Here is a 15381-nt window from a genome sequence, read left to right as displayed (position 1 = left end):
CGAGACAAGGCGCGCCGTGCAGCGGGTAGTGGTTCTACCCGCAAGCGGCGCAACGCAGGATCGGGGAACCTGGGGTGCCAACCCCGAAGGGGCTCGGCCGCTATTGCGTGGGAACGGCGTTGCGGTTCCCTTGTGCAGAATGACTGCACGGCAGTTACCGCGCCTTGTTCTCACGCAATAGCGACGAAGCAGCGAGCGTGTACATTGATCAGTGTTTCCCTTGTTCATTCCGAGGCCTCGACATGACCGACCTGACCGCGATCAATCCCGCCACTGGCGAAACCCTGGCCCAGTACCCGCGCATGGGTCCCGAGGCCCTGGAGGCCGCGCTGGCCCGGGCGGCCAGCGCTCAGCAGGACTGGGCGGCGCATCCGGCATCGGTACGGGCTCAGTGTCTGCGCGACCTGGCCACTGTGTTGCGTGATCAGCGCGAGGTGCTGGCGCGCACCGCCACGCAGGAGATGGGCAAACGCCTGATCGAGGCGCGCGCCGAGGTCGACAAGTGCGCGAATGCCTGCGAGTACTACGCCGACCGCGGGCCGGACTTTCTCCAGGACACGATGATCGCCTCGGACGCGAGCCGCTCCTTCATCGCCTGGCAGCCGTTGGGTACCGTCCTGCTGGTCATGCCCTGGAACTTCCCCTACTGGCAGGCGTTTCGTCAGGCACTCCCGGCGACCCTGGCCGGCAACACCGTGCTGCTCAAGCATGCCTCCAATGTCCCCGGCTGCGCGGAGCATCTGGGGCGTGTGTTCACTGAAGCCGGTATGCCCGAGGGCGTGTTCCAGAACCTGCCGGTGGGGTCGGACGCGGTGGAAGGCATCATCGCCGACGCCCGCGTGCAGGGTGTGAGCCTGACGGGGTCGGAGCGCGCTGGGCGCGCGGTGGGCGCGGCCGCCGGCAAGGCACTCAAGACCTCGGTACTGGAACTGGGCGGCTCGGATGCCTTTGTCGTGCTGGCGGACGCCGATCTCGACCACACCGTCGAACAGGCGGTGCGCGGGCGTTTCCAGAACAACGGCGAGACCTGCATCGCCGCCAAGCGCTTCATCGTCGAGGAATCGATCGCGGACGCCTTTGTCGAGCGATTCCGGACGGCCATCGAGGCGCTGGTAATCGGCGATCCGATGAGCGACGACACGAATATCGGGCCGCTGGCGCGCGGCGACCTGCGCGACGAACTGCACGACCAGGTCAGGCGTACGGTCAACGCCGGCGCGCGGCTCGTGAGCGGCGGCGAGTCGCTGGATCGCGCGGGTTTCTTCTATCCGCCCACGCTACTGGACGCGGTCGAGCCGGGCATGCCCGCCTTCGACGAGGAGACCTTCGGCCCGGTGGCCGCGGTGACCCGGGCGCGTAACGCCGATCACGCGGTTACCCTCGCCAACCGCTCGCGTTTCGGCCTGGGCGGCAGTGTCTGGACCGCCGACCCGGTCCGTGGCGAGGCTCTGGCCCGGCGCCTGGAATGCGGCTGCGCCTTCGTCAACGGCATCGTCAAGAGCGATCCGCGCCTGCCCTTCGGCGGGGTCAAGGACTCCGGTTACGGCCGCGAACTCTCCGAGCTCGGCATCCGCGAGTTCCAGAACGCCAAGACCATCTGGGTGGGCTAGAGCCCCTCGGATCACTGATGCCGTCTGGGCCGTTAGTGTGCAGCGGCCCGCCGTGGTCTGGCGCGGTACAGGCCGAGTTCCAGGCGGCTGTGGCGGTCGGCGTGATCGCGCTTTTCCAGGATGCGGGCCACCAGGGGCTCGTCGCGGTCCAGTAGCTCGGCGGCCAGGCTGTTCCGATCACGCGGCAGGTAACCAAGTTGATGGTCGACCCAGTCGATGGCGACGGCCTTGTCATCGTGCGGGTTCAGCCGTTCCCGGCGCAGGGTCAGGGCCTGGCCGCGCTTCAGCGCGTTCCACAGCTTCGGGGCGTCGTGGTGGCGGAAGCCGGCTAGCGGGATGGTCTGCAGCAGTTCCTCGGTGGTCGCGGTCGCGCTGTAGCGCCCGCGTTTGGCGTAGTAGCCGCGCAGGGTGGGGATCGGGCGGGCTTGCTGGGTCTTGTTGGGCATCTCGGACTCCGTTCTTGTCTGTATCAGGAGTCCGTTGTAGCACCGGGGGTGGCTCACAGAATGAGCCACCGGGCCTGAGGGCGTTCTCGCTCAGGCGGGTTTGGGCCGCGGCTTGGCGGTAATGGGGGCCTTGACCTTGTTGCCGGGTGGGTCTTGCAGGGGAGGGGTTGCGGGGGCGGGGCGTTGTTCCGGCGGGCGCCAGAGGTCCTCCCAGTCGAGGCCGGTGAAACAGGGGCCCATGGCGGCCTCGGCGAAGGTAATCGCCGGCAATCGTGCATTCCACTCGAGCAGGCGAACCTCGCCCTGGCGGCTGATGGCGACATCCCAGCCGATGCAGCCGACATGGGGGATCCGGTTGTGGAGTTTCTCCACGACCGAGACGGCCTCGCGGAAGGCGGGGACCTCGAGACCCGCGAACATGATGCCGGATACGGGGTGGCGTTCTGTCTCGGTCCAGTCAGGGAGATAGCCGAAGGCGCCCAGACGTCCGGTATCGACCGAGACGGGGATGTACAGTTCTTCCAGCTCCCCCGTGGCATGATTCAGCGGAATACAGAAGTCGGCCGCCTGTGGAGCGTGCTGGTTGGGGTCGATACCCGTGCGCAGGAACGCGGCGCGGGCGCGAGCCTGGCCATCGGGATGCAGGACGGTGGTGATGCGCAGCGTGGTTACAAACCCGGGGGCGATGCGGTCGAACAGTTCATGCTGGACCACGAACTCCTGCAGGGTGCCGTCGGGCAGCGTCCGTAGGCGTTCACGGTCCAGTGACTGGGCGTCCAGCAACATCACCCCGCTGCTCTCGCGGCCGCCGTCGGGTTTGAATACGACACGACTGGAATGGCGGAATAGCGTGCGTTCCCAGGCATCGTCCGGGATTGGGCGAAAGGATGGCGACATCAGCCGACCGTTCATCACGTGGGCGCGATCGGGAAAGTGAGGGCTGCGAAAGAGATGCCGCGACAGCGAGCGGATGCTGGAGATCTGACCCGCCTTGCGGTTGACGGTCGGCAATACCACCTGGCTGTAGTAGTTGCCGGGAATCCATCCCTCGCGAAATTCTCCGGCCACGGCCGCGTACACCTGAAGCCAGTCGGCATAGCCGCTCCAGCCGAGCACTTCGGTGGCGTACTCTCGCGTCTGGCGGCGGACTGAGCTGGGCAGGCGCCCCTTTTGTCTCTCGATCGGCCGCAGCAGTTTCATCGCTTCCCTGCGATGCACCCGGTAAAGCCGATAGCGGCCATAGCGCCTTTTTATTGATCGATATGCGCGCCACATCCCTGAGGTTCCTCCGCCTTTGTTAGACGCTGTCCACGTGTATTTCGAATGCTAGGGATCGTGGCGGAGGTAGAGAAGCAGCTGGATGAACGAAAGTTCACAAAACTTCCTTGCCGCTCGCGGGCATGCCTCCGTTTTGTGACTTCGCATGCGCGGCGCCGGTCTGGTGATTGCGCAGCGTCGGCTCTTACGGGTACTGACTGGCCGCTTCCCTGAGGGCCGAGGCGACGCGCATGCGCAGGCTGGCGGGGGCGAGCACCTCGACGCCGGGCCCATGGCGAAGGATCTCCTGGATCAGTTCGGTCGGGTCGGCATAGGGGATTCGCAGGCGGTAGGCCTCGCCCTCGTATTCGCCGATCTGGTCCGGATGCCAGGTCTCGTCGGCGACCCAGCGCGCGTGTTCCGGGGTGAAGCGCAGCTCGGCCCATTCCCGTGCCGGGCCGGTAAAGATACCGAAGGCCGAGCCGGTGTGGGCGTCCAGCGTGACCTCGTCGATGTCGCGATAGGTGCCCTCGGCCAGGGCTGTCGAACGGATGCGTTCCAGGGCAAAGGTGCGCAGGTCCTGTGCCTGCTCGCACCAGGCAATCAGATACCAGTTGTCGCGGTAATAAAGCAGGCGCTGTGGATGCACGACGCGCTGGGTCGCGGTGTCGCGGGCGCGACCGTGGTACTCGATCGCGATCGGCTGCTCGTCCAGCGTGGCGGTGGCCACGGCCTGAAAGCCCTCGCTGCGGCCGCCGCGCTGCGCCAGCGGCTGGATGCGGATGCGGCGGCGCACGGCGTCCGGCTGGTGCCCGCCGCTGGCAAGCAAGTCGCGAATGCGGTCCTTCAGCGGGCCCAGTGTGGGCGCCAGCAGACCCGGCTGCACATCCTCCAGCAACTGCTCCATGGTCAGAAGCGCCAGCAACTCGGACTCGTTGAACCACAGCCCGGGCAGTTCGAAGGCCGGGGCGTCCTGCTCGTATCGGTAGCCGTTGGTCTGCGGGTCGTATTCGATCGGCGCCTGCATGAAATCGCGCATGTACTCGATGTCACGCTTGATCGTGGCGCGCGAGACCTCGAGCCGTTCCATCAGGTCCGCCAGCGACGGCGGGCGCCGCGCCTGCAGCAGACGGTGCAGATGAAAGATGCGTTCGGCGCGGTTCACCGGGTCAGCAGGGAGAGGGACATTCTGGAACGCTAAGCGTAACGGTGGTTGTTGCGCAACAGCACGGACTCGGTAGCGGACTCGAACGCTTCGAGTCGAGATGGCAAAAAAACCGCCGGATGATTCATCCGGCGGTAACGCTTAACGGAGGTTGGAGAGACCAAAGGCAGCAGGCCGCCTTTCGTCCTGGCGACATACAGCTGTCCGGGCTGCACATCTAAGTGAGAATCATACTCATATGTATTTGCGTGTCAATAGTCGTGTTGTCCTCACGGCCAGGATTAGCGCAGCAAGGCTGAGAGGCGGGCGCCGAGCGCGAGCATGACGTTGACCAGGACCAGCACCGGTGCAAAGGGCTGATCCAGCGGCAGGCTGATGGTCCAGGCGACCAGGAAACCGAACAGGGCGATGCCCTGCGTCCAGAGCACGAGCCCGGTGAGGTTGCGAGCCAGCCAGGCCGCACCCCAGGCCGGCAGCAGCAGGGTGGCCAGGGCAGCCGGAAGACCCAGGACCATGCTCCCCAGCACGATCGCGGCGACAAGCCAAACCACTTCGCCCAGATGCTGCCAGACCGCCGGCCTGCTTGCCGCCGACACATCCGGTGCGATCTGGGCATGCAGCCAAACGCGGAGCAGTGCCGGGACCATAAGGACGGTCAGCAGGCCCAGACCGATCGTGGCCCAGAGTTCGTTGGGGCCGGCAAAGTAGAGCTGCCCTTCGGCCCAGGCAGCGGCCGCCAGGCTGGCCTGAGCAAAGTTGGCGGCCAGTAGCGTGACCGCCGCCAGGCCGGCGAGGAAAACGGCCAGGGGCAGGCGCTCCCGATCCCGGCTGCGCTGCAGCAGTGCCATGACGCCGCCACCCAGCAGCAGCGCCACGGGCAGCACCGGCCAGTGCAGGACGGAGGCGAGCACCCCGCCCACAGCCGCCCATTGCCCCAGGGCCAGCGCCTGCCAGACAGAGCCGCGCAGGAACAGACCGGCCCCGGCGAGCGCCAGCGCCATGGTGACGAGCACGCCGGCAATGAAGGGTGTCAGCAGCAGGTCACCCGGCATCCAGGTACTCCGCAAGTGGGTGTCTCTCCAGGCCGAGCGCCTGCAGGAAGTCATCGTCGTGGCTGGTGATCAGCAAGGTCGTCTCGGCCGGGACGGCCTTGATCAGTTCCACCGCGTCGGCACGAACCTCGGCATCCAGGTGATTGGCGGGTTCATCCAGCAGGATCAACGGCCGCGCGGACGCGTCTTCACCTCGGCTGGTCAGTACGGCGGCCAGACGCAGGAGTTGCCACTGGCCGCCGCTCAGGCGGTCCAGCCGCCGATCCAGCAGGGCCCGAACTCCTTCATGTTCGGGCACGCTGGCTCCCATCGCGCGCAGCCAGTCGTGTCCGGACAGGGGCCAGGGCTGCGGGCGGGCGTGGTCCTGAGCCAGCAGGCTGGGTCGCGTACGGGGGGCGAGTTCAAAACGCCCGCCGTGAACGCGGGCCTGTCCGGTGATGGCTTTCAGCAGCAACGACTTGCCCACCCCGTTGGGTCCGGTCAGGGCCCAGCGGGCACCTGTCGGGATCTCCAGGGACAAAGGCCCGATCACCGGACGGTCGAACCCCAGGAGGGCCGACTGGGTATGCAGGATGGGCGGGACTGGCTCGGGTGGCATGCAGGTTCGCGCGAATGGGGCGGTGGCCAATGATAACGGACCCGAAAAGCGCCTTTCCGGGTCCGTCGTGACAGCGACTTCTGCTTTCTTCAGCGCTGGGGCAGGGCCTGCGCCCAGGTGCTCATCAGTTCGAGGTAGCCATCGAGGCCGGAGTCCGCCGGTGGATCCAGTGGTACGGCGTGCGTCGGCCAGCCCAGGTTACGTTCCAGGAATTCGGCGCCGCGAGGCGGCTGAAACTCGGCGTACAGGACAGTGCCCTCGGTGCCTTCGAGATCATCCACGAGACTGCGCAGATGGCGCGCGGTGGGCGGGATCCCCGGCGCCGGTTCCAGATAGCCGACGATCTCGACCGGCAGCCACTCTTCCAGATAGTCGAGGTCCTCGTGGTAGACCACGATGCGCTGGTCTGGCTCCACACGCTCGGCCAGCTTCTCGGCGTGTTCGCGCAGGCGTTCGGCGGCCGCCTCTGCGCGCTGCACGAAGGCCTCGGCGTGAACCGGGTGCAGCTCGCCCATGCGTTCGGCCAGCGCGAGCCCGATCTCGGCCATGCGTAGGGGGTCGGCATTGAAATGCGGATTGCCCTCCTCGTGCACGTGGCCCATGTTCGGCCCGTCCATGGTGATGGAACGGCGCAGTTCGACCTTGTCGGCTGCGCGGAAGTGGCCCGGCTGCCCCGAGTTGATTGCGCGGTTGTTGGCGCCGCGCTGGGCGGCGGGCAGCCAGCCTTCCTCGAGGCCGGCCCCGATCTCCAGCAGCATGTCGGCCCGGCGCAGGGCGGCCATGAAGCTGGGGCGGGCGTCCAGGTAATGTGCATCGCGGTCCGGCGGCGCGAGCACACGGACGTCGGCCTCGTCACCACCGATCTCGCGGGCCAGGGCTCCTAGGCTGGAGGTGGTGGCCACGATGTTCAGTCCGGCGGCCGCGTGCGCGGGTAGCAGGATGAGGGCAAGTGCCGCCACCGAGGCAACGGCGGCGAGGGTCCGGGTGATCCGGGTGCGAGTCTTGCTAAAAGGCATGCGGGACTCCTGGTGATATCGGGGTACGGATAGGGCCGGCAGGGTGTTGAAGGTCCTGCCAGCCCTGAACAAGGCAAGGGTGATCAGAAGCGGTGGGCGCCGTGCGCGCCGAGCGCCACGTTCAGCTGCAGCATGAACTCCAGCCCGCGGTCGCGATCACCGTCCTCGTCGACGAAGTCGTTCTGCGACAGCTGCGCGCGCAGGAATACCGGCTCCACGGGGCGGAAGGTCACCTGGGCGGAGTGGCGGTAGCTCGTGCCGAACGAGGGTTCCGCAAAGTTGCGCTCGCTGCCTTCGTTCGTGGGCAGGCCGCGGTTGGTCAGGCCCAGGGCCTCGGAACGCAGGCCGACCTCCCAGCGTGGTGCGAAGCCGTACACCCCCTGGATATAGAGACCATCCTGGCGCGCCTTGCCCCTACCCTGGGCGTTGCCGGCGATGGTGGTCTGGTCCTCCCGACGCTGGTAGTCGACGTCGATCTCGCGATAGAAGTACTCGCCCTGCAGCCGCCAGTCGCCGTGGCCGTAGGCGCGGCCCGAGCTGTACTTGTAGACGGCGTCCAGCCCTGCGAACCAGGCATCGCCATCCCATTCCTCCAGGCCCGAACCGTGTTCGGTCTCTTCCTGCCAGGTGCGGGCATAGCCACCGGAGATGCCGAACTGCATGGCATGATCCGGCCCCAGGTCGGGCCCGAACTTGGCGAAGGCAGTGATCAGACGCGGACCCGACACACTGGAGAACGAGGAGCGAATCTCGTCGCCGTCGTTGGTGGTATGCGAGCCGCCCGAGCCCTGATAGGGGATGAAGCTGTTGTCGCCCTGGAGGAGCTCCACCCCGAGTTTGGTGTAGGTCTCGGTCGGGGCGAGCCAGGTCGCCTGGACGCCCGTTTCCTGCAGGCCGTGGTCGCCAAACAGGTATTCGTTGACCAGCGGGCGGTCGACGAAATCCCAGTCGTGGCCGTGGCGGCTGTTGATGTAGCCGATGTCGGAGAAGAACTTGCCGGCCTTGATCTGGAAGCCGCCGGGCAGGGCCCGGGTGGTCAGGTAGGCCTCTTCGACGTCGAGGTGGTCCTCGTCGAACCCGAGCATCAGGAACCCGTCGAACAGGTCGCCGAGATTGGCCTCGAAGGCCAGTTCGTTGTGTCCGAGGTTGAACCCGTCGTCGAAGCCGTGATCATGCCCGTTTCCGTGGTCGTGACCATGGTCATGGCCGTCCGAGAAGCCAGCCGGATCGCTGATCCCGTGCGACATCTCGTTGTAGTAGATCCCCTCTAGGATCAGCGAGATGTCCAGCCCCCAGTTGCGGTCTCCCGCGCGCGTCTCCCACTGCTGGGCGGTGGCGCTGGTCGGCACGGCGAGTGCCAAGGCGGTCAGTCCGCCCAGGGCAGGGCGGAGCAGGTGCGTGTTGTGCGGCATGACGGACTCCCAAACATGTACAGGCACGCCGAAGGCCTCGGCGTGAACGGTTTGTTATATCGTTACACGGCGACGTCACGTTATAAGATAACGTTTTAGGGCGCAACCCCGACGGAGGCCGGAGGGGCTACAGGTGCCTGGGAATCCCGACGCTTGTCAGTGCTTTGGCCCAGGCCTCGAGCTTGGCCTCGAAGCTCCATCGGGCGTTGGCCGGGCTGGTCGATGGCATGCGCAGGGCTTCGACGCCGAGTGCCCGGGTCTCGTGCAGACGACGCGCGCTCTCCGCGCCGTTGTGCAGGACGAGGCGCAGTTCCGGCGCCTCCCGTGTCAGCCGAGTGAGGTCGTTGGGTACGGCGGCACGGATGGCGCTGTCCAGGCTGCCCTCGCGCTGGCAGGCGCCGTAGACATCCCACAGGCCGATGCGGTGTTCGAGTAGGCGGTGGATGCGCTCGGGGTATTCAAGATCGGGCAAGGGTTCGCCGAGGATGGCGGCCATGATCGGCCAGAACTGATTGCGCGGGTTCGCGTAGTACGCCTGGGCCTGGAGGGAGGCCACGCCGGGGAAGCTGCCCAGCACGACCGCGCGGGTGCGGGTGTTCAGGACCGGAGGGAACGCCTGGAGGGTGGCGGGCGCGGCCATGGCGGGCCGGTCAGGCGTTGCGACAGTCCGCGCAGTGCCCGTGTAGCTCGACCATGCGCGAGTCGATGGCAAAGCCCTGGGCGGTGGCCTCGGCCTCGAGTGCCTGGGTGGCCGGATCGGGGGTGTGGAACTCGGTGATCTGGCCACAGCCGTCGCAGATCATAAGAGCCGATTCATGGCGCTCGCCAGGGTGGGAGCAGGCCACGAAGCCGTTGAGGCTCTCGATGCGGTGGATCAGTCCCTGCTCCAGCAAGAAGGCCAGTGTCCGGTAGACCGTCGGCGGCTTGATGCTGTGGTCGTCCGAGGACAGGGCATGGATCAGGTCGTAGGCCTTGATCACGCCGTCGGTGCGCAGGATTTGTTCGAGGATGCGGCGGCGCTGCTCGGTCAACCGTGCCCCGCGCATGGCGCATACGCGCTCGGCATCCGCCAGGGCCTGTTCGATATCTGCCGGGCTGTGGGAGTGTGCGGTGGTCATGGGCCCTAGGATAGCGAAAAGTGGGGCGGGCCTCCCGGGGGTGCGACAAACTCGGGCCTGAGTCCGGGGAGCGGGAGCTTCCGGTCAGTGTTTCCCTAGCGCGCCTCCGTGACGGTCTGTCTGGTGCCTTCTGGGGGCAATTCCTCCGGGACGGCTTGCGGTGGGGACGCTTCCGTCGCCTCGGGGCGGGCGAAGACCTCGGCTGCCCAGTGGGCGCGCTGCTCGGGTGCCTCGGTGCCTTCGCGTCCGACCAGGTGGGCGTCGACGGCGAGCAGTCGGCTCTCGAGCCCCTCCCCATTGGCAATCTGGATGGCGAGCCCCGGGCGGGCATTGAGTTCGAGGATCAAGGGTCCGCGGTCCTGATCAATCACCACGTCGACACCCAGATACCCCAGCCTGCTGAGCTCGTAACATCCCGCCGCCAGTTGCATCAGGTCATCCCAGCCGGGGATTTTCAGACCCACGATGGTGTGCTCGGTGTCCGGGTGTTCCCAGACAGGGCGGTTGTACTGCACCCCGCCAATGGTTCTTCCGGATCCCAGATCGACGCCGGTGCCGACGGCACCTTGATGCAGGTTGGCCTTGCCGTCGGAATCCTGGGTGGGCATACGCATCATGGCCATGACCGGGTAGCCCCGGTAGACGACTGTCCGGATGTCGGGCACACCACGGTAGGTGACCTGATCGAAGGCGGACGAAAAGCGCACCCTCTGCTCGATCATCGCCATGTCCGGGCGGCCGCCCAGACTGTACATCCCGGACAGAATGTTGGAGCAGTGGTCATGCAGTTCGCTCAACTCTATCGTGCGCCCGCTGGCGCGCTTCAGCCGATCTCCACGCCATCCGTTGATCACCAGGATGCCGTCACCAGCAGCCCCATGCGCCGGTTTGATCACGAACCCGTCCGGGTAGGCGCGGAGCATCCGGTCGAGCTTGCGAATCTCGTGATGCGAGCGGACGACGCCGTAGAGTTCGGGTACTGACAACCCGGCCTCCAGGGCGAGGCGCTTGGTTTCGAGCTTGTCGTCCACGCGGGGATAGAAACGTCGCGGATTGTACTGGGCAATAAAGCGGGCATTGCGCGCGTTCATCCCGACGATGCCCTGCTCGCGTAGGGTCCGGGGCAGCACGAACCGCGGCAGCCAGCCCATGCTAGCGATTCTCCGTTCGGTTCGATGACTGCATGGCGTCCTGTATGCGGCCGAAGCGGAACAGCTCGCTCAGTCGGTAGCCCGTATAGCGCCCGAGCAGCAGGGTTATCGCCAGCAGTACCAGGAGCAGTTCGGGGAAGACGAACAGCAGGTGTTCCAGGTGGTAATTGGCCATCAGGCCATACGCGGCCGCCGCGACGACCAGGCTGCCGATACCCTGGGTAATCGCATCCGAGGGTCCGTGTTCCTCCCAGACTACCGACATGCGCTCGATGGTCATGGCGAGGATGACCATCGGGAACAGCGACAGTGCCAGCGCGCGTTCGAATCCGAGTTGGTGCGAAAGGATGCTGATCCCGAGCATCAGCATGATGACCACGCTGACGACGGCAGCCAGCCGGGGTACGAGCAGTAATCGCAGGTGTTCGAGATAGAAGCGTACGGCCAGGCCGAGCGACACAATCAGCGTAAACAGGATGATCCCGGCCAGCAGCTGTGTCTCGCGAAACGACAGCGCGATCAGTACCGGCATGAAGGTACCGAAAGTCTGGATCCCGATTACGTTGCGCAGGAACACGATAATCATGGCTCCCAGGGGCACCATGAGCAGCACGCGATAGGTGTTCTGGGTTCCCAGGGGAAGGTTCAGGGTGGAGAACTCCATGAACTGAGCGTTGACAGTCTCGCCGAATCGCTGCGCGGTGGTCAGGGCGTCCTGCACGCCTCGCGAGACGGCAAAGCGGACCTCTGCGTCGCGTCCGTTGGAGACCTCCAGCAGTGGTGTGGATCCATGGGCCCAGACGACTACGTCGTTGGGATATTCGATCTCGCCCGTTAGCGGGTGGATGGGAACCCATCGCCGTGTGTTGTGAACCTCGATCCAGGTTTCCGGGCGTATGTCTCGGCGGCCGTCGCGCAGATGCAGGGTCGTCACAATGCGCGCGGGGATTCGGGCAGTGGCCAGGAGCTCAATCAGGGTCTCACTGCGTCTCGCGCGATCGCCGTTGTCATCGGCGAATACCGCAGCATTCGACGCGGGCGCGGCGTGGGCGAGATCGTTCACCAGCACCGAGGCGAAGGTCTGGATATCGGACGAGCGACTGCGGACGTCCTCGATCAGTGCGTCCGCCGCGGAGCGGTAGGGCTCGGTCCATTCGGGGGATGCAACGGGGCCGGGGTAGTCGGCATCGGAACGGTCATCGCCGTCGCGGTAGAGGGTGGCGCGGTAGTACAGCACCTGCTCCCCGCTCGGCTGGCGTGTTGTCCATTGCGCGATTCGGTCATCCTGGCCACGCAGCGTGTTCAGGCCGTAGCCGCGCGAGACGAAGTTCTCGTCCAGGATGGCGAAATTGGGCAAGCGGTCCGGGATGCGCAGTTGCACATTGGCGGCACCGCCCGTGGGCTGATACCGGACCCGGGCTTCAACCTGCCAGGTCTCGGCCGATGCCCCGGGCATGACGGGCATGTCCAGCGCGATGACCTTGTAGGCGAAGATCCCGAGTCCGATCGTGCTCAACAGCACGATCAGAATCGGGAGATGAAAGCGTTTCACGAATCCTCGTCTCCGCAATCGGGCCGATGTGTATGTTCGGCCCCAGAGTCGACCAGAATATGTCCGGCGAGGTGGGTGCGGCCAATGAGGGCCTGATACGTGAGGTTAGTGCGGTCAATGAGGGTCGTGTCGCCCTTGATGCGCTGATCACCGATGCAGAACTCCATCGAGATCACCGGACGCTCCTGGCTTTCGCCACTGTGCTGGCGGATTCGGACGTTGCGTTCGATCGGGCGCTCGAGGGTGATGTAGGCATCTTCGTCATCCGGGTCGACGACGTCGAAACGGATCCACTCGTCGCCGTCGCGTTCGAACTTTTCCTTGTTGAGTGCGTTCAACGACGACGAAGTCGCGCCGGTGTCCAGGCGTGCCTCCAGCACAATGCCCTCGGCCGGGATCTTGACGTCTTCGACCGTGCCCAGAATGGCCAGCGAAGAGGGGTCGTCCTTGGCGTGAGCGGGGGCCAGGGCAAGGGTCAAGCCGAGCAGCGCTCCCCCGAGGGCGGTTTTCGTTAAGCTGGATGAAAGGGTTTGACGCATGGACACGTGGCCTCCTCAGGTATGGGGTCAAAAATAGATTCAGTCTATCCCAGTGGCGTCACTAACCCGTGTTAGACAGTTCACAAACCTTTTCTGGAGGCGCAATGCGCTGGGTAGTCGATCTCGACGATCTGAGTATGGACGATGTGGCCAAAGTGGGGGGCAAGAACGCCTCCCTGGGCGAGCTTTTGCGTGAGTTGGGGCGGGCGGGTGTGCGCGTGCCCGGCGGGTTCGCGACCACGGCCGACGCCTTCCGCGCGCATCTGGAGCACGAGAACCTCGCTGCCCGGATCAAGGAGCGCCTGGCCGATCTCGACATCAACGACATCGAGGCCCTGCGTGAGGCGGGGCGCGAGGTGCGTGGGTGGATCGAGGCGGCGCCACTGCCGGACGAACTGGAACAAGAGGTGCGCGAGCACTACGAAAAGCTGGGCGATGACGTGCCCGTCGCCGTGCGCTCGTCGGCCACGGCCGAGGACTTGCCCGAGGCCTCGTTTGCCGGGCAGCAGGAGACGTTTCTGAACGTGCGCGGTATCGATGCGCTGCTCGCCCGACTGCGCGAGTGCTTTGCCAGCCTCTACAACGACCGTGCGATTGCCTACCGCGTGCACAACAACTTCGCCCACGACGAGGTCGCCCTCAGCGCCGGGGTGCAGCGCATGGTGCGTTCCGATGTCGGCGCGAGCGGGGTGATCTTTACCCTCGATACCGAGAGCGGGTTCCGTGACGCGGTGTTTATCACCGGGGCCTGGGGGTTGGGCGAGACGGTCGTGCAGGGTGCGGTCAATCCGGACGAGTATCAGGTCTACAAGCCGGCCCTCGCGGCCGGCAAGCGGGCGATCATCGGCCGCACCCTCGGCACCAAGGCCATTCGCATGGTCCTGGACGAGGGCGGCACACGCACCGAAGACACACCGCGGGACCTGCGCGAGCGCTTCTGCCTCAGCGATGCCGATGCCGAGCAGCTGGGCCGCTTCGCGGTCGCGATCGAACAGCACTACGGCCGGCCCATGGATATCGAGTGGGCCCAGGACGGCGAGACCGGCGAGCTGTTCATCGTCCAGGCTCGCCCGGAGACGGTGGAGAGCCGCGTCGAGCTCGGTGCGGGAGAGCGCTACGAGCTGGCCCCGCACAGCGAGACGCCGCTGGTCACTGGAAGGGCGATCGGTTCGAAGGTCGGCGCCGGTGTCGTGCGCGTGCTGGATTCGCCGGATTCCATGCACACCATGGAGGAGGGCGACATCCTCGTGGCGGATATGACCGACCCGGACTGGGAACCGGTGATGAAGCGTGCCGCCGCGATCGTGACCAACCGCGGCGGGCGCACCTGCCACGCGGCGATCATCGCCCGCGAAATGGGGATCCCGGCGGTGGTCGGCTGCGCCGATGCGACCGAGGCGCTGTCCGATGGCATGGAGGCCACCGTCTCCTGTGCCGAGGGTGACGATGGCCATGTCTACGCCGGTCGGCTCGACTACTCGGTCAAGAAGACCGATGTCGGCGAGCTGCCGGAGCTGCCCGTTAAGCTGATGCTGAACGTCGCCAACCCGGGGCGTGCCTATGCCTTCTCGCAGCTGCCGCATGCCGGGATCGGGCTCGCGCGGCTGGAATTCATCATCAACGGCACCATCGGCGTCCATCCGCTGGCACTGCTGGACTATGCCGAGGACCCGGAGCGGCTGGATGCCGATGTGCAGGAGCGTATCGCCGAGCGCCTGCGCGGGTTCGACGACGGCCCGCGCGAGTACTTCGTGCGCAAGCTCTCCGAGGGCATCGCCACACTGGCGGCGGCCTTCGCCCCGGAGCCGGTGATCGTGCGCCTGTCGGACTTCAAGTCCAACGAATATGCCCATCTGATCGGGGGTTCGGGCTACGAGCCGGAGGAGGAGAACCCGATGCTCGGGTTCCGCGGCGCCTCGCGCTACCGCTCCGACACCTTCCGCCCCGCCTTTGCGATGGAGTGCGAGGCCCTGCGCCGCGTACGCGAAGAGATGGGGCTCGAGAACGTGCAGATCATGGTCCCGTTCGTGCGTACGCTGACCGAGGCCGAGGACGTGATTCGCGTGCTCGGCGAGGAGGGGCTGCGCCGGGGCGAGAATGGTCTGAAGGTCGTGATGATGTGCGAGATCCCGTCGAACGCCCTGTTGGCGGCGCGCTTCCTGGAGCACTTCGACGGCTTCTCGATCGGCTCCAACGACCTGACGCAGCTCACCCTGGGGGTCGATCGTGACTCCGGCCTGGTGGCGGATTCCTTCGACGAGCGCGACGATGCGGTAAAGGCGTTGCTGACCATGGCAATCCGCGCTGCGAAGGATGTCGACAAGTACGTCGGGATCTGCGGACAGGCCCCGTCCGACTACCCCGAGATGGCCGCGTGGCTGATGGACGAAGGCATCGATTCCTTGTCGTTGAACCCGGATGCGCTACTCTCCACCTGGGAGCAACTGGCGAAGGTGAGGGAATAG

The 15381-nt window shown here is 66.0% G+C and carries 14 protein-coding genes; 2 read left to right on the top strand and 12 right to left on the bottom strand.

The features are described from left to right. The first annotated feature begins 242 nt into the window (after positions 1 to 242). Complete coding sequence (locus F623_RS0100750) at positions 243 to 1610, top strand: NAD-dependent succinate-semialdehyde dehydrogenase (RefSeq protein ID WP_018861212.1); 1368 nt, start codon at positions 243 to 245, stop codon at positions 1608 to 1610. Positions 1611 to 1642: 32 nt separating this feature from the next. Here the strand turns inward: F623_RS0100750 and F623_RS0100745 are convergent, their stop codons facing one another. The 12 genes from F623_RS0100745 to F623_RS0100690 all read right to left on the bottom strand — a co-directional run bounded on the left by F623_RS0100745 (position 1643) and on the right by F623_RS0100690 (position 12916). After that, the gene (locus F623_RS0100745; protein WP_018861213.1) at positions 1643 to 2056 is read right to left on the bottom strand and encodes an HIRAN domain-containing protein; all 414 of its coding nucleotides are present in this window, start codon (positions 2054 to 2056) and stop codon (positions 1643 to 1645) included. A 90-nt stretch (positions 2057 to 2146) separates the two neighbouring features. Further along, entirely contained in the window at positions 2147 to 3256 is a 1110-nt protein-coding gene (locus F623_RS0100740) for a sugar-transfer associated ATP-grasp domain-containing protein (RefSeq protein WP_018868180.1), read from the bottom strand. Positions 3257 to 3518: 262 nt separating this feature from the next. Further along, positions 3519 to 4478 carry a YafY family protein gene (locus F623_RS0100735; RefSeq protein WP_018868181.1) on the bottom strand — a complete coding sequence of 320 codons (960 nt, stop codon included), beginning with the start codon at positions 4476 to 4478 and terminating at the stop codon, positions 3519 to 3521. A gap of 281 nt (positions 4479 to 4759) precedes the next feature. Then, a complete protein-coding gene (locus tag F623_RS0100730) occupies positions 4760 to 5530 on the bottom strand; it encodes a metal ABC transporter permease (RefSeq protein WP_018868182.1) in 771 nt (256 codons plus the stop codon). Then, entirely contained in the window at positions 5520 to 6128 is a 609-nt protein-coding gene (locus tag F623_RS0100725) for an ABC transporter ATP-binding protein (RefSeq protein WP_018868183.1), read from the bottom strand. The genes F623_RS0100730 and F623_RS0100725 overlap by 11 nt, the downstream gene beginning before the upstream one ends. Positions 6129 to 6217: 89 nt before the next feature. Next, positions 6218 to 7144 carry a metal ABC transporter substrate-binding protein gene (locus F623_RS0100720; protein WP_018868184.1) on the bottom strand — a complete coding sequence of 309 codons (927 nt, stop codon included), beginning with the start codon at positions 7142 to 7144 and terminating at the stop codon, positions 6218 to 6220. 83 nt (positions 7145 to 7227) lie between these two features. After that, positions 7228 to 8556: a hypothetical protein gene (locus tag F623_RS0100715; RefSeq protein WP_018868185.1), complete on the bottom strand. Its 1329-nt coding sequence runs from the start codon at positions 8554 to 8556 to the stop codon at positions 7228 to 7230. A 127-nt stretch (positions 8557 to 8683) separates the two neighbouring features. Continuing rightward, positions 8684 to 9196 (bottom strand): DNA-deoxyinosine glycosylase, encoded by a 513-nt coding sequence (locus tag F623_RS0100710; protein ID WP_018868186.1) that lies wholly within the window; start codon positions 9194 to 9196, stop codon positions 8684 to 8686. A gap of 10 nt (positions 9197 to 9206) precedes the next feature. Further along, complete coding sequence (locus F623_RS0100705) at positions 9207 to 9674, bottom strand: transcriptional repressor (protein WP_018861227.1); 468 nt, start codon at positions 9672 to 9674, stop codon at positions 9207 to 9209. A 95-nt stretch (positions 9675 to 9769) separates the two neighbouring features. Continuing rightward, positions 9770 to 10825, bottom strand: a complete 1056-nt coding sequence (locus tag F623_RS0100700; RefSeq protein ID WP_018861228.1) for an alpha-L-glutamate ligase-like protein — start codon at positions 10823 to 10825, stop codon at positions 9770 to 9772. 1 nt (position 10826) lies between these two features. After that, positions 10827 to 12377, bottom strand: coding sequence for an inactive transglutaminase family protein (locus tag F623_RS0100695; protein ID WP_018861229.1), 1551 nt, complete (start codon positions 12375 to 12377; stop codon positions 10827 to 10829). After that, positions 12374 to 12916, bottom strand: coding sequence for a RimK/LysX family protein (locus F623_RS0100690; protein ID WP_051074679.1), 543 nt, complete (start codon positions 12914 to 12916; stop codon positions 12374 to 12376). The genes F623_RS0100695 and F623_RS0100690 overlap by 4 nt, the downstream gene beginning before the upstream one ends. Before the next feature lie 104 nt (positions 12917 to 13020). On the opposite strand from F623_RS0100690, the gene ppsA reads away from it, so the two are divergent. Further along, positions 13021 to 15381: a phosphoenolpyruvate synthase gene (gene ppsA / locus F623_RS0100685; protein WP_018861231.1), complete on the top strand. Its 2361-nt coding sequence runs from the start codon at positions 13021 to 13023 to the stop codon at positions 15379 to 15381.

Origin of the sequence: Thioalkalivibrio sp. ALD1, assembly GCF_000381245.1 — a bacterium.
Taxonomy (GTDB): Bacteria; Pseudomonadota; Gammaproteobacteria; order Ectothiorhodospirales; family Ectothiorhodospiraceae; genus Thioalkalivibrio.
Note: the sequence above shows the minus strand (reverse complement) of the source record. Positions and strands in the feature narration are given on the sequence as shown.

Excerpts from the sequence above, each read along its gene's own strand:
- F623_RS0100700 (WP_018861228.1), bottom strand. The coding sequence starts at position 10,825 with ATGGGCTGGCTGCCGCGGTTCGTGCTGCCCCGGACCCTACGCGAGCAG.
- F623_RS0100690 (WP_051074679.1), bottom strand. The coding sequence starts at position 12,916 with ATGCGTCAAACCCTTTCATCCAGCTTAACGAAAACCGCCCTCGGGGGA.
- F623_RS0100740 (WP_018868180.1), bottom strand. The coding sequence starts at position 3,256 with ATGAAACTGCTGCGGCCGATCGAGAGACAAAAGGGGCGCCTGCCCAGC.
- F623_RS0100710 (WP_018868186.1), bottom strand. The coding sequence starts at position 9,196 with ATGGCCGCGCCCGCCACCCTCCAGGCGTTCCCTCCGGTCCTGAACACC.
- F623_RS0100750 (WP_018861212.1), top strand. The coding sequence starts at position 243 with ATGACCGACCTGACCGCGATCAATCCCGCCACTGGCGAAACCCTGGCC.
- F623_RS0100745 (WP_018861213.1), bottom strand. The coding sequence starts at position 2,056 with ATGCCCAACAAGACCCAGCAAGCCCGCCCGATCCCCACCCTGCGCGGC.
- F623_RS0100730 (WP_018868182.1), bottom strand. The coding sequence starts at position 5,530 with ATGCCGGGTGACCTGCTGCTGACACCCTTCATTGCCGGCGTGCTCGTC.
- F623_RS0100720 (WP_018868184.1), bottom strand. The coding sequence starts at position 7,144 with ATGCCTTTTAGCAAGACTCGCACCCGGATCACCCGGACCCTCGCCGCC.
- F623_RS0100715 (WP_018868185.1), bottom strand. The coding sequence starts at position 8,556 with ATGCCGCACAACACGCACCTGCTCCGCCCTGCCCTGGGCGGACTGACC.
- ppsA (WP_018861231.1), top strand. The coding sequence starts at position 13,021 with ATGCGCTGGGTAGTCGATCTCGACGATCTGAGTATGGACGATGTGGCC.
- F623_RS0100725 (WP_018868183.1), bottom strand. The coding sequence starts at position 6,128 with ATGCCACCCGAGCCAGTCCCGCCCATCCTGCATACCCAGTCGGCCCTC.
- F623_RS0100705 (WP_018861227.1), bottom strand. The coding sequence starts at position 9,674 with ATGACCACCGCACACTCCCACAGCCCGGCAGATATCGAACAGGCCCTG.